Here is a 15380-nt window from a genome sequence, read left to right as displayed (position 1 = left end):
ATTAGGTGGAACTTGTTAAAAGTACAACTGGAAAGTCCTGAAAAAGATCTGCAATTGAAAGTTTATCTGGAGAAAATTCTTGTTCAGAAAAGACATTTTTGAAAGGTCCTGAGATCTCCGGAGGAAATACAATTTCCAGATCTTCGGCCTCATCTCTCTTTACCTCAAGATCTTCAGAAAACAACGTAGATACCATTAAAGGTACAACAACAACTATTGTCCTGCCCGAAAGTTCCCGGGCAAATGCCAATACCTGTCGGGCATTCTTTCCTTTGATCTCCAGGGGAATGTACTTTCCTTCCTCAAAGACCTCAGCAAAGGTGCTGCGCGCTTTCAATGCTTTATGCAAACAGAACATTTTGATCTTTCCATTGAAAAAATCCTTCTTTAAATCCACTAACGGCACTGGCGAAGTATCTTTAAACTCCTGCAAAATGTGTTTGCGGAGGTCATAATCCACAGGTCTTCTGTTATCGGGATCCACATAACTGAGGTCCCAGAGTTCTGTGCCCTGGTAAATATCAGGAATACCGGGCGCTGTGACCTTTAAGAGTGCCTGTGACAAGGACTTTATTGCTCCAAAGATCGAAATTCTTCTGTGAAAGTCTTTAAAGGAAGTCAGAAACTGTGGATCACTAATTAACTGCTGAAGAAACTCGTAAACATCAGCTTCATACTCTTCATCTGGAGCTGCCCAGGAAGAATGTTCTTTTGCTTCCCGAAGCACTTTCTGTAAATAAGCTTTGGAACGCTCGAGGAATTCTTCGCCGGGGTCTTCAGAAAATGGCCATGCGCCAATGAGCATTTGGAAAATAAAATATTCTTCATTGGCATCGGGGGCATCCTTGTCTTTTCTGATCTCAGCGGCAATAGCTTTCCATTCTGCCACCTTTTCAAACCATTCATCGGCAACTTCGCTCAAGACATTCAGCCTCATTCTGGAATCTTCTCCCCGCTTCGTGTCGTGCGTTGCTGTTGCATTGATCGATAGAGGAAAATCTTCCAGCCTAAGTTGCATTCTCTTGTGAAAACCTTCAGCGGATAATCCGAAATTTTCTGGGGAATCTCCCACTTCATTATGGGAGATCAATTCATTAAAAATGTAAAAAGAGGTGTCCTCCACGCCCTTGGCAGCAAGTGGACCGGTGAACTGCTGGCAGCGCTGAAGGAACTGAAGCATGGCTTCCCTGTCCTTCTTTGCTTCTCCCAGGAAAATACTTCTCACCCGTTCCAGCTCCTTTTGTAAAGCAGGGGCATGAGCGACTGCATTATTAAAGGCAGCATCGATGATCTTCTTTTGTCTTTTCCTTAGAGGAAACTCCTCCGGATAAATCCGATACACAGGAAATCCCGCTAAAAATAAGCCTAAAGCTTCCTTTTGAGTCTCATTTTTTTCTTCCAGCAGGTCAAGGTCTTGCGCCAGTTGCCATAAATTGGCGTACTCTCCTCCCATTCGCTCATTCAGAATGAACAGCTTTTGTTTGAAAACCAGGTCGTGATAATCTGAATGTTTAGGATCAATGGTCTGATACGCTTCCAGGAAACGCTTTTCATTTTCCTTATTGGTCAGCACCTGGTTCACAGTTGCCAGGAACCCATAACCGCTTGTGCCCTGTACCGGCCAATGTACCGGAAGCTTTTCATCCCATTCCAGTATTTTTTCAATAATGATATAAAAATCGTTCCCTAGTTTTTCTCTAAGGTTCTCAAGATATGCCTTGGGGTCGAAAAATCCGTCAATATGATCTATTCTTAAACCATGAATCAGTTTCTCATCACAAAGCTGAAAGATGAACCTGTGATAACGCTCAAACACTTCCTTATCTTCCATTCGCAGGCAAATAAGGTCATTAATAGTAAAAAAACGGCGGTAATTGATGTGATTTTCTGTTTCCTTCCAGTGAGCAGGAAGAAAGTACTGGGCATCCAGGAATTCTCTCAGTTTATCTTCAGAAGAATTGATCTCATCCAGTCTTTCCTCCACTCTACTTCGGAATCCTTCATCCTTCTCATACTCTCTCACCAGTAATTCCTTAACTTCTTCCCAACCTTCTTTTTCGGCTGAAATATTTTCCAGCCTTTTTCCCCAGGCCTCACCAAATCCATCATTTAGGATCAATTTATAGGATTTGGCAGCAACCGAATATTCCTGATCATAATAGGCCATGAAAAATCCTTTTTTTGACACCTTAAGCTGCAATTCGTCCTTAGCGAGTACCTCCTCTAAAGGATTCCCTAGAAAAGGAGCCATTACTTTACCTCCATCTTCCCAGTTAATATCAAAGGCTTGATAATGCACAGCATCGGGACCTAATTCGAAAATTTCCTGAAGCCAGACGTTAGAACCGTCAAAAGCCATATGATTGGGCACAATATCCTGCAACCAGGTCATATTCTTTTGCTGCAGCCGTTTACTTATAGCTCTAAAAATGTCAAGCCTGCCAATTTCCTTGTTGAGCTTAAAGGGATCTGTGATATCATAACCGTGACTACTGCCTTTACGTGCCTGAAAAAATGGGGCAGAATAGATCGTCGAAATGCCGAAGCTTTCGAGATAGTCTACAATTTTACTCAGATCTTCCAGGGTGTATTCTGGAGAAAGTTGCACCCTGTAAGTGGATACAGGATTTTTCATTCCACGACAAGATTTACAGATTCCTCCAGTTCATGAAACGCATCTATCCATTCGGCTGCGGCGGCATCTCCGTTCTCTTTCTTCTCTTGCATGGTCTCGTACTCGTTCTCCTTGATCCCGAAAATAATGTTCTGTGCTTCCCATTTTTCGGGGGTGACAGGAGTTTCTTCAATGAGTTTAACAAGCGCATTGATCTCCTTCAAAAGTGCCAGATTTTCAGAATCTTTTTCCAGTTTCATAATTTTCTCAGTAAGTTTTCGATCCACCAGATAATTCAGGGTTACGAGGTCCAGATTAGCCTCAATGGCTACGGCAGACTTTATTTGCTTCACCAGCTTTTTAAAATTGCAATCTGCCCTCTTTAGCTCTTTCACAAGCCTGTTGTTTACTGCCATCTCTACAGGCAACTTTAACCTTGAAGGCACGTTCATGTTGATCTCCTGGTAAGTTTTCAATAATGGATAGGTATTATCGTACAACTGCTGCATTGCACCTTCTGCTCCCCTAAGGTTATTTTCCATTACCTGTTTCATGATCAAATGCTGTTCATCTCTAAACAAGTGCCAAAAAGAATAATTGTGATTTCCGAAATGTGTATCCATGAGGTTGAAGATCTCGTACATATTCCCCTTTTCAAAGAAAGAGGACATTTTGGAATGCAATTCCTCAAGCGCTTCAGAACTTATGTATTTTCTCACTCCTCCAAAAATGTGATGATCTCCCATATAAAGGACGGCGTACGAAATATCTACTTTTTCCCAGGTAATATCACTTCGGAATTCAGTGCGGGCGATAATCAGTTTCTGTTTCCCTGCTTCGTAAGTGTGACTAGCTTTGGTGGTTGCACTAAAATTATAAAGGGTGACCTCTTCAGGAAATTCTTCAAAAATAGAAGAAATGGCATAGTGGGCACCAACCCTTATCATGTCCAGTTCCGTTGGTTTCACAAAAAGCTCGTATGCCTTATGCACATTCTCATATTCCGGAAGGTTGCTTGGTATCTGCTTAAGTGATTCTATAAAATCGGGTTCATATTCTTCCCCGCTCAGGTCTTCGGCCAGCTGAATGGCCCTCGTTGCATAAAAAATATCCTGCATGGATTCTATGCCTGTCACCTCATCGAAGAACCATCCGCAGCTGGTATACATCAACATGGTATGATATTGCATTTCCAGGAGCTTCAGCAATTTCACCTCATCATCTTCAGCCAGATCTTCTCCAAAGTTATCGGAGAGGAATTGCTTTACATTATCATGTTTCCTGTCGAGGATCACTTGAATATACTTGTTGCGCACCTCCCAGGGATCGGAAGTATATTGCTGCATTTGCTCCTCATAAAGCACAATGAGCTTTTCCCTTACCTGGTCAAAAGCATTGCGAAGTGGCTCCCTCCATTGCTGGTTCCAGTCTCCATTTCCGCCGGTGTTACATCCGCAGTCACTTCGCCAGCGTTCCACTCCATGATAACAGCTCCAGGAGGTATTTTCAATAATTTCAGCCTCATATTCGGGTGGGAATTTTTCCAGGAACTCGCCATAGATGGTAAGGTTGATGTTGTCATCTTTTTCAAGGGAATCAAGGCAGTAGGACAATGCCATTTCTCCCAGTTTATGGTGATGGCCATAACTTTCCCCGTCTGTCGCGATATTTACCAGCTCCAGCTCATCATTGTCGTTTAACTGCCCACGCAGTCTATCGGCAAATGCTTCCCCATTGTTGAGCAGCCCTTCAAAGGCTACAGCCTGAGAAGCCGGGCCGTCATAGAAAAACAGGCTTATTTCATTCCCTGAAGGCAATTTGCAGGTATAGGCCCTGCGTGTATTCACCTTGGCATCTGTAGCGTCTTGCCATTCCTTAGCGCCCAGTTTCCTTACCCTTTTCGCCTGGTAAGGGGAAAGAATGGTAAATTTGATCCCATGCTTTGCAAGCATTTCCAAGACACTGGTATTTACAGCCGTTTCTCCCAACCACATCCCTTCGGGTTCTCTGTTATATCGGGATTTAAAATCTTCAATACCCCAAATAACCTGAGTTTCCTGGTCACGTTCGTTAGCCAGTGGCATGATCAAGTGGTTATATGCCTGCGCTAAGGCTGCACCATGACCCGAAAAGACTTCCATGCTCTGCTTGTCGGCTTCCAGGATAGCTTCATAAGTTTCGGGAGTTTCGTTCTCCATCCAGGCCAGGAGCGTGGGACCAATATTAAAACTCATCCACGCATAGTTGTTCATAATTGCCTGGATCTTACCACCTTCTCCCAGAATTCTCGAAGCCGAATTCCGTACATAACACTCTGCATTGATCCTGTGATTCCAGTCGTGGTAAGGGTAAGCCGACTCCTGAAGTTCTACTTTGTTCAACCACGGATTCTCCCTAGGGGGTTGATAGAAGTGGCCGTGAACGCAAATATATTTCTTACTCATAATCTTTTTTATTAATTAATAAATTGCTGAAGATAAAGGGTCTCAAAAATGTCATTTTTGGACACCTATTTTTTCAAGGTGTAGATAACTACAGCTTCAGGCATGACCACAATTTCCTTCTGTTGTGACGGTTGCTCGTCTAATGGACCGCCCCATTTTCTATCTGCAGAAGACAGAATGATCTCCGGAGGTTTCTTCTCCGGAAAATCTTCACGATAGGTGCTACTTCCGAAGTTATAGATCCCGAAAAGCTGCTCAGTATTATTTTCCGCCGAAATTTTGAGCGTCTTGTTACCTTCATCTGCTTCTGTTGTTAGATCTGCAGTCCCAAAAAGGGCAAAAACCTTCTTCTTTTTAAGATCCAGAAGCTTTTTGTAGAATTCGAACAGCTTTATTTTTTCCTCATCCTCTTTAAAATGCCAGTTCAGTTTTGAATTTTTAAAGGTTTCCTCGGCCTGCGGATCGGGAAAATCGAGATCTTTATGACTTCGGAAAAAATATTCGAACTCTTTTTTCCGCCCTTCCTGAACAGCTTTCACAAGGTCGGGATCACCATGACTCACGAAGTACTGAAATGGATTCTTTTCTCCAAATTCCTCTCCCATGAACAACATTGGAACAAAGCCTGCGGTAAGTAAAGTGGCAGCTGCCAGTTTTTGCGCTTCAAAGCTCACCAGCTGTGATAGCCGCTCTCCTACCGGCCTGTTCCCTACCTGATCATGATTTTGTATACAGATCACAAAATTCTCTGGCCCAAATCCCTTGGGGCTATTACCTATAGACCTCTTTCTAAAAGGAGAATATATGCCATCATAGATGAAAGCCTGCTTAAATGTCTTTGCAAGGTATTCCATCTTGCCAAAATCGCTGTAATAACCCGAATTTTCTCCTGTAAGAATGGTATGGACCGCGTGGTGGAAGTCGTCTACCCACTGGCCCTCTAAACCATATCCACCTTTTTCGTAATCGGCAATTATGCGGGTATCGTTAAGGTCGCTTTCGGCAATGAGCACGTAATTTCGGTTTGTTTTTTGTTCGAGCAGATCCGTTTCCTCGCTAAGCTCTTTAAGAAAATGCCGGGCACCCCTGTCGATGATCTCATGTATGGCATCCAGTCTCAAGCCGTCGAAGTGATATTCCTCAAGCCACATGAGAGCGTTCTGGATGAAGTGATTTCGCACGGCATCTGCATAATCATCGTCAAAGTTGATGGCACTACCCCAGGGAGTATGATATTTATCTGTAAAATAAGGTCCGAATTCAGAAATGTAATTCCCTTCTGGCCCCAAATGGTTATACACCACATCAAGCAGAATGGAAAAATTGCGGGCATGGCAGGTATCAACAAGTTTTTTTAAGCCTGCCGCCCCTCCATAGCTGTGTTGCGCAGCAAAAGGATAAACCCCGTCGTAGCCCCAGTTCCTTTCTCCGGGAAATTGCGCTATAGGCATTAACTCGATCGTATTTATCCCTAATTCTTCGAGGTGGTCGAGCTTATTAATAATTGCTTCAAAGCTGCCTTGAGGAGTAAAGGTGCCAACGTGGAGCTCGTAGATGATCATTTCGCTTAGCTCCCGGCCCTTCCAGCCGTTGTCCTTCCAGGAATGCGCACCAGGATCTATGATCTGAGACCAGGAATGCACCCCTTCAGGTTGTGATTTGGAGGCAGGGTCCGGCAATTCAGATTCTCCATTGAGCCTGAATTTATAATGACTTCCAGGTTCAATTTCAGATAGCCTTGTATGCCAATAGCCTTTTTTATCCTGGGTTAAAGGATAGGACCGAGTGTTTTCCCTGATTACAACTTCAACCGAATCGACCTGAGGCGCCCAAACACAAAATTCGCAGATTCCGTTTCCTAAATATTCAGCACCAACTTTCTTTCCCATAGATCTGTTTTCTCTCATTTTTTTCCAGCACAATCAAAGCTAAGAATGATATCACGGAAGATTTTATGTTTAATAGTTTTTTAACTAAGGGTGTGGGTTTACTTGCCTAAATTTAAGTGTTTTAGATTGCCGAGGTCCTGTAAATACGGGCACTTCAGAAAGTAACAGCACATTTACCTATAAATAAATCATATGAAGATTGATGGCCATAAAAGAGTAAGTATAAGAAATGTAAAACCTCAAATTGACTGTGGAAAATATCCTATAAAAAGAATAATCAATGAAGAAATAAAGGTCGAAGCCGACATCTTTGGTGATGGCCATGATAAGGTCGATGCAGTCCTACTGTACAGAGAAAGGAAAAAAGGCCGGGGTAAGGATAAGAAGTGGCAGGAACAGCCAATGGAATTTGAAGGGAATGATCATTGGAGCAGCACCTTCAGTTTAACCAATACCGGCGTTTTTGAATATACTATTGAATCCTGGGTAGATCACTTTGCGACCTGGCAGGACGGACTAAAGAAAAAAGCTGCCGCCAATCAAGATCTTAAAACAGAGCTGCTCATTGGTGCAGAACTTATGGAAGAAACTTTATCAAGGGCCTCTGCACCTCATAAAAAAAAGCTTAAAGAATGGATCGCACTGCTGAAAAACGAGGAGCATGAAAAGCGCGCTGTCTCTGAAGTGTTAAGCGATACCGCCACTCGCGTGATGTACGAAGCCCGAGACCGCAACAGGGCATATCCATATGAGCGGGTCCTGGAGGTAAGGGTAGAAAGAAAAAAGGCACTCTTCAGCGCCTGGTATGAGTTTTTCCCAAGATCGGCTTCTCCTGAAAAAGGAAGACACGGAACTTTTAAAGACTGTGAGAACATCTTACCTGAGGTCTCAAAAATGGGTTTTGACGTCATCTATTTTCCGCCCATTCACCCTATTGGCCGCAGCCATAGAAAAGGCCTAAATAATGCCACCGAAGCCAAAGAAGGAGACCCTGGATCTCCATGGGCAATTGGCGCAAAGGAAGGCGGACATAAAGCCATACATCCCGAATTGGGAAGTATGGAAGATTTTACACAGCTGGTTTCAAGGGCAAAGGAAATGGATATTGAAATCGCTTTGGACTTTGCCATTCAATGTGCTCCAGATCATCCTTACGTGAAGGAGCATCCGCAATGGTTCAAGTGGAGACCAGACGGCACTGTACAATACGCCGAAAATCCGCCGAAGAAATATCAGGACGTTCTCCCGGTTAATTTTGAAACTGAAGATTGGGAGAATTTATGGGAGGAGTTAAAAAGCATTGTTGAGTTCTGGATAGAAAAAGGCATAAACATATTTCGCGTTGATAACCCACATACCAAGACCTTTCCGTTCTGGGAATGGTGTATCAGGGAGATCAACAGCAAATATGAAGGTATCATCTTTCTGGCTGAAGCTTTCACCCGACCCCGGGTCATGGAAGAACTTGCAAAGATCGGGTTCAACCAGTCCTACACCTATTTCACATGGCGAAATACAAAAGAAGAGTTTATCAAATATCTAACCGAGCTTACAAAAACTGAAGTCAGGGAGTATTACCGTCCTAACTTCTGGCCAAATACACCCGATATTCTTCCCATTTCCCTGGAAAATAAAGAGGAGCCATCGTTTATCATAAGGCTCATTCTCGCGGCAACCATGTCTTCTAATTACGGACTGTACGGGCCGGTGTTTGAATTTGGACTTAATGAAGCCTATCCTGGCAAGGAAGAATACGTTCATTCTGAAAAATATCAGATCTACCAGTGGGACTGGCATCGCAATACCAGGATCAAAGAAATGATAAGCATCCTTAACCGTATTAGAAAGGAAAATGCTGCACTTCAAACGACCTGGAACATCGAATTCTGTGATACAGATAATGATCAGATCATTTGTTACTCCAAAATAGACCAGGAGGAGACTAACAAGCTCATCATTGCGGTTAACCTGGATCCAAATCACACACAATCTGGCTGGGTAAAGGTGCCACTAAAAAGATTGAAGATCGAAGATCACGATTCATATTCGGTCAAGGATCTGCTTACTGGTGCCAGTTACATATGGCAGAATGAATGGAATTATGTGGAGTTACATCCAAAGGCAGTGCCAGCTCATATTCTAAAAATAGAAACCAAAAAACCAATTAGTTAAAAACAAAAGCATGATCAAACCAATAAATTCAGGCGACCAGGAGACCTGGTATAAAGACGCCATAATATATGAGTTACACATCAAGGCATTTTTTGACAGTAATGGAGATGGGATTGGCGACTTTGAAGGCCTGCTTCAAAAACTGGATTACCTGGAGGACCTCGGAGTTACTGCAATCTGGCTTCTGCCTTTCTATCCGTCGCCTCTAAAGGATGACGGCTACGACATTGCAGATTATTACAGTATTAATCCCTCCTATGGCGATCTTGACACTTTTAAACGGCTGATCGATGAAGCACATAACCGCGGATTAAAGATCATTACCGAGCTGGTCATTAATCACACTTCAGATCAACATCCATGGTTTCAACGGGCCCGTAATGCCCCGATTGGTTCTCCGGAAAGGGATTACTATGTCTGGACAGATGATCCTAATAAATATAAGGACACACGTATCATTTTTACAGATACAGAACCTTCCAACTGGACATGGGATCCAGTGGCCAATCAATATTTCTGGCATCGGTTCTTTAGTCATCAGCCCGACCTTAATTTTGACAACCTGCAGGTACAGCAGGAGGTTTTCAATGTGCTTGATTTCTGGTTTGATCTCGGAGTGGACGGATTTCGATTAGATGCCGTTCCTTACCTGTTCGAGAGAGAAGGCACAAATTGTGAAAATCTTCCGGAAACCCATGATTTCTTAAAAAAACTCAGAGCTCATGTGGACAGTAAGTATACAAATAAGTTGCTGCTGGCCGAGGCAAATATGTGGCCCGAGGATTCTGCGGCCTATTTTGGGGATGGAGATGAGTGTCATATGAACTATCATTTTCCCATCATGCCACGTATGTTCATGTCTGTAAAAATGGAAGATCGATATCCTATCATGGACATCATAGACCAGACTCCCGAAATACCTGAGACCTGCCAGTGGGCTATTTTCTTAAGGAATCATGATGAGCTTACGCTGGAAATGGTGACCGATGAGGAAAGAGATTATATGTACAAAGTGTATACTAAAGATCCGCAGGCCAAGATCAACGTAGGTATTAGGCATAGACTGGCACCTCTCCTGGAGAACAACAGAAACAAGATAGAACTGATGAACGTACTCCTGTTCTCTCTTCCCGGCACTCCTGTAATTTATTACGGCGATGAAATAGGAATGGGAGATAATTTCTATTTGGGAGATCGTGATGGTGTGCGCACACCAATGCAGTGGTCTTCAGACAGGAATGCGGGCTTCTCGGCAGCAAATCCTCACAAACTTTACCTGCCGGTGATCATTGATCCAGCTTATAAATACGAATCTGTGAACGTAGAGACAGAGCAATTGAACTCGTCTTCCCTGCTCTGGTGGATGAAACGCATTATTGCTATGCGTAAAAAATATAAGGCTTTTGGAAGAGGTGATATCAATTTCCTCTCTCCAAGTAACGCTAAGATCATAGCCTACACTAGAACTTATGAAGATGAGGATGTTCTGGTTCTTGGAAATCTTTCACGTTTTCCACAGGCTGCCGAACTGGATCTGGAACCCTATGAGGACTTCATTCCTGTAGAAGTTTTTAGCCATAATAAGTTTCCGCGGATAACTGATCAGCCATACCTCTTTACTATGGCCCCACACGGCTATTACTGGTTTGTTTTGCAAAAAGAAGAAGGTCATCAGGCAAAAACTGAAACGCCCGATCTTCATATCCAGGAGTGGGAACAATTGTTCCAGAACAAGGTGCGAGCCAAATTCGAACATGATATATTACCCAGCTACCTTAATTCCTGCAGGTGGTTTGGAGGAAAATCAAGGGTCATCCAGAATGTCACGGTACTAAACAAGGTGGATATTCCGGTTCCTGAGCTGCCCTCCACTCTTATTACCATTGAGGTGAATTATAATGACGGACTGCCAGAAGTATATCAACTTCCCTTGGGCTTTATGAGTCCAAAGATGGATGAAGAATATAAAGAGGTACCACCTAAAGGAATCATTGCCAAACTTACTCTGAATGGTGAAGAGGGATATCTTTTTGATTCGGTCTACAGTGAAAGCTTTAGAAATGTCTTATTCCGGAATATTAAAAAAGGAAGGAAACTGAAAAGCGGTCGCGGAAATCTCGTCTTCTATCATAGCGAAAATGGTATTGACCAATATGACAAGGTGCATTCCAAGATCCTTAATGCTGAACAAAGCAATACTTCGCTCATTTTTGATAATAAGTATTTTCTCAAACTTTATCGGAAGCTGGATAATACTATTAATCCAGATCTTGAGATCACAAAATATCTTACTGAAAAAACGGAATACAAGAATTCTCCAAGATTTGTGGGCGCAATTGAATATAAGCCAGATTCAAAGAATATTATTGTTCTGGGGATGATGCAAGACCTCATTCCGAACCAGGGAGATGCCTGGGATTATACAAAGGATGCATTAAATCGCTTTTTTGAGAGGGTACTTACCACCCCTAAAGAAATGGAATTTGAGGCGGTGCAGCACAATCTTAATCCCCTCTCCTATCAGGATCTTTCTGAAAACATGAAGGAGCTTATGGGCGTGGTATTCCCCGAGCGCATTTCTCTACTGGGGCAAAGAACAGCAGAAATGCACAAAGCCCTGGCAGCAAATCCGCATGAAAAGGATTTCGAGCCCGAACCTTTTTCCCTTCATTATCAGCGATCCTTATTCTCCTCTTTACAGTCCCTCACAAGGAATGCTTTTCAGAATCTTCAAAAAAGCATAAAAAGCCTTCCAAAACATATTCGCCCAGAAGCCCAGGAAGTGCTGGATATGAAAGCTGAGGTGCTTAAGACCTTCAGAAAGGTGTATAACCACAAGATCCCAATAATGAAGATAAGAACCCATGGAGATTATCACCTGGGGCAGGTACTGTGGACCGGAAAAGATTTTGTGATCATCGATTTTGAAGGAGAACCTGCACGATCCTTTAGTGAAAGAAGATTAAAAAGATCGCCTTTAAGGGATGTTGCTGGAATGGTTCGCTCCTTCCATTATGCTGCGTACAGCAGTATCATAGAGTCTGAATTCGACCAGCAGAACAAGGAGGGAGATCTTGACCATTGGGCAGAAAACTGGTATTATCTGGTCACCCAGATGTTCCTGAAAGGATATTACGACCATGTGGGAGAAAATGATTTTATCCCGCCAGATAAGGAAGATACTGAAATTCTCATGCAGGTCTTCCTGTTGGAAAAGGCAATATATGAGATGAATTATGAATTGAACAATCGGCCAGACTGGGTATTGATCCCATTAAGAGGTATTAAATCATGTATAAAAAAGTAAGAAATGGCTAAGAAAAAGGAAGATAAAAAAGACATACAAGGAAAGATTTCAAAATCGGGGGAAGCGCCAAAAACAAGCGCAGGAAGAAAACCTTCAGATAAGCCTACAGCTTCTGGCGAGGTCAAAGGTCCAATGGGAGTGGGAGACACCACTAGAAATGCTGGTGAAAAAAGCGAAACTCCTTTAGGAAAAACCTCCTCAGGAAATTCGGATGCTTCAAAAGGAACAGCAACAGTAAAAACTTCAGAAACAGCTTCGGCAACACCAAAACTTCCGAAGCCAAAGAAAGCGCTGCCTCAAACGGGTACACCAGATGGGGTTTCGGGTGATACAGCGCCATCAAAAAAGAAAGCTGCAACTAAAAAGAAACCTGCAGCCAAATCGCCAACGAAAAAAACTTCAAAGCCAGGAAAATTTCAGGAGCCGCTAACAGATGAACCAGTACCACACGTTGCTGCTCCTGCCACGAACGTGACTGCAAGTCCAGATGAAGACCCTGGAAAATCAAAGCGACCGAGTCGAGAACCTGTTGCAGGGAAAAAGAAAGCATCACCAGCTCGTTCCAAAAAGGAAGATAAAGAAATTAAGGATCAGACACAGGAAGAAGACCGAAGACCGGCCAAGAAAATGTCCCGGCAAAAATCTGTACCGGGAATAAGTGCAGAAGAAAAAATGAAACTGCCAAACACTTCTCCTTCAGACGATCTAAAAAGGACTGCAAAAGAAACTGCCGAGGGAATCAAGGAAAAGCTTTCGCCAGATGAGCAGACGAAAAGAGATCTCGAGCAAATGGCGAAAGATTACGTTCCAAGTGCTGAATCCATAAAGGACACAGCTCAGAAAATTGCCGACAGGTTCATTCCCGACCCTGCTAAGGCAAAGGAAATGGTTGAGGGAATAATTCCCGATAAAGACACCATAGACAGTGTTACCGAGAAGGCAAAAAAAACTATCGAAGATCTCGCCTCAGGTAAGACCGAGGAGCAAAAATCTTCTGCCGAAAAACCGGTAGAAGCAACACTGCTTTCAGATTTTGATATACATCTTTTTAAAGAAGGCAAACATTACCACCTCTACAATAAGCTGGGTTCTCATGTTATGGATTACATGGGAACAGAGGGTGTATATTTTGCAGTTTGGGCACCAAATGCAGAACAAGTATCAGTTATAGGAGATTTCAATAACTGGGACAGAGGTGCTAATATCATGGCGTCACGCTGGGATCATTCCGGGATCTGGGAGGTCTTTATTCCGGGTGCCAAAAAAGGTAGTTTATATAAGTATTTCATAAAGTCCAATAATGGTTATGAAGCCGAGAAAGGAGATCCTTTTGCTTTCATGTGGGAAACTCCCCCTAACACAGCTTCTGTTGTCTGGGATCTTGAAAATACCTGGAAGGACAAGACGTGGCTTAAAAATCGCAAAAAGAAGGAACAACAACCACAACCCATGTCTGTTTACGAATTGCACCTTGGATCGTGGAAAAGAGTTCCCGAAGACAATTTTAGATCGCTTACTTACCTCGAACTTGCCCAGCAGCTGCCAGAATATCTAAAGGAAATGGGATTTACCCATGTGGAATTTATGCCGGTAATGGAACATCCCTTCTTCGGGTCATGGGGTTACCAGATCACCGGTTATTTCGCGCCTTCCAGTCGTTTTGGAACTCCCCAGGAGTTCATGCAGCTTATTGACAGCCTTCACCAGGCAGATATTGGTGTGATCCTGGATTGGGTGCCTTCACACTTCCCTTCAGATCTTCACGGACTCCATTACTTTGACGGCACATACCTATATGAACATGCAGATCCAAGAAAAGGCTTTCATCCAGACTGGCAGAGCTACATTTTCAACTACGGAAGAAGTGAGGTAAGATCATTTTTAATAAGCAACGCCCTATTCTGGTTAGACAAATTTCACGCAGATGGTCTTCGGGTTGATGCCGTTGCTTCCATGCTTTACCTTGATTACTCAAGGAAGGAAGGAGAATGGGAACCAAACGAATTTGGAGGAAGGGAGAACCTGGAAGCTATTAGTTTCTTAAAAGAATTTAATGAGGCGGTCTACAAGGAATTTCCTGATGCAGTTACAATTGCCGAAGAATCCACCGCCTGGCCAATGGTTTCCAAACCTACATATCTTGGCGGCCTTGGCTTCGGAATGAAATGGATGATGGGATGGATGCATGACACGCTGAAGTACTTCAGCGAAGATCCCATCCACAGAAGGTATCACCAAAATACCATCACCTTTAGTTCTAACTATGCCTTTACCGAGAATTTCATGCTCCCGTTATCTCATGACGAAGTAGTCTATGGGAAGCACTCCATTCTGAATAAAATGCCGGGAGATCAATGGAACAAATTTGCAAATCTAAGAACCCTGTACGCATATATGTATGCACACCCGGGCACCAAACTGCTCTTTATGGGAGCAGAATTTGGGCAACCTTCAGAATGGAACCATGACGGCAGCCTGGAGTGGCATCTTACCAATGAAGATCCACACCGCAAGATTCAGGAGACCCTTAAAGAGCTGAATAAGCTTTACAAAAAGGAACCTGCTCTTTATGAAAAAGCTTTTTCGCATGAAGGTTTTGAATGGGTAGACATTATGGATGCTGAAAACAGTATTATCAGCTTTATGAGAAAAGCTAAAAAGCCGGAAGATAATATTCTTGTGGTATGCAACTTTACCCCGGTACCACGGGAGAATTACAGGATCGGAATTGAGCAAGCAGGGAGTTGGAAAGAGATCTTTAATAGCGATGAAGAACGTTTTGGCGGCAGCAATGTGAAGAATTCAGAGGAAATAGGAACACAGGATATTCCTGCTCACCGTCAGGAGAATTCCCTTTCCCTTACCCTGCCACCCATGGCGGTCATTTACTTAAAAAGGACCTGATGCAAAAAAGAAAAAAGCTACCTCCGATAATCCGCAGGTAGCTTTTTTAT

At 43.1% G+C, this 15380-nt stretch carries 6 protein-coding genes; 3 read left to right on the top strand and 3 right to left on the bottom strand.

Annotation, left to right across the window (positions count from 1 at the left end):
• Position 1: 1 nt before the first annotated feature.
• The 3 genes from treY to treZ form a co-directional block, all read right to left on the bottom strand.
• The gene (gene treY, locus HC175_RS09950) at positions 2-2635 is read right to left on the bottom strand and encodes a malto-oligosyltrehalose synthase (RefSeq protein ID WP_168138347.1); all 2634 of its coding nucleotides are present in this window, start codon (positions 2633-2635) and stop codon (positions 2-4) included.
• Positions 2632-5058, bottom strand: a complete 2427-nt coding sequence (locus HC175_RS09945) for a DUF3536 domain-containing protein (protein ID WP_168138346.1) — start codon at positions 5056-5058, stop codon at positions 2632-2634. Before HC175_RS09945 ends, treY begins: the two co-directional genes overlap by 4 nt.
• A gap of 65 nt (positions 5059-5123) precedes the next feature.
• On the bottom strand, positions 5124-6965 hold the full coding sequence (gene treZ / locus HC175_RS09940) for a malto-oligosyltrehalose trehalohydrolase (protein WP_235942580.1): 1842 nt from the start codon (positions 6963-6965) through the stop codon (positions 5124-5126).
• Positions 6966-7139: 174 nt separating this feature from the next.
• Here treZ and HC175_RS09935 point away from each other — a divergent pair, with 174 nt between their 5' ends.
• The 3 genes from HC175_RS09935 to glgB are packed head-to-tail and all read left to right on the top strand — an operon-like array spanning position 7140 to position 15330.
• Positions 7140-9119 (top strand): alpha-1,4-glucan--maltose-1-phosphate maltosyltransferase, encoded by a 1980-nt coding sequence (locus tag HC175_RS09935; protein WP_168138345.1) that lies wholly within the window; start codon positions 7140-7142, stop codon positions 9117-9119.
• A 10-nt stretch (positions 9120-9129) separates the two neighbouring features.
• Positions 9130-12426, top strand: coding sequence for a maltose alpha-D-glucosyltransferase (treS, locus tag HC175_RS09930; RefSeq protein ID WP_168138344.1), 3297 nt, complete (start codon positions 9130-9132; stop codon positions 12424-12426).
• 3 nt (positions 12427-12429) lie between these two features.
• Positions 12430-15330, top strand: coding sequence for a 1,4-alpha-glucan branching protein GlgB (gene glgB / locus HC175_RS24850; protein ID WP_438865928.1), 2901 nt, complete (start codon positions 12430-12432; stop codon positions 15328-15330).
• Positions 15331-15380 lie beyond the last annotated feature (50 nt).

Source organism: Salinimicrobium oceani, assembly GCF_012037645.1.
The sequence above is the reverse complement of the archived record's forward strand: the minus strand, read 5'-3'. Positions and strand labels throughout refer to the sequence as shown.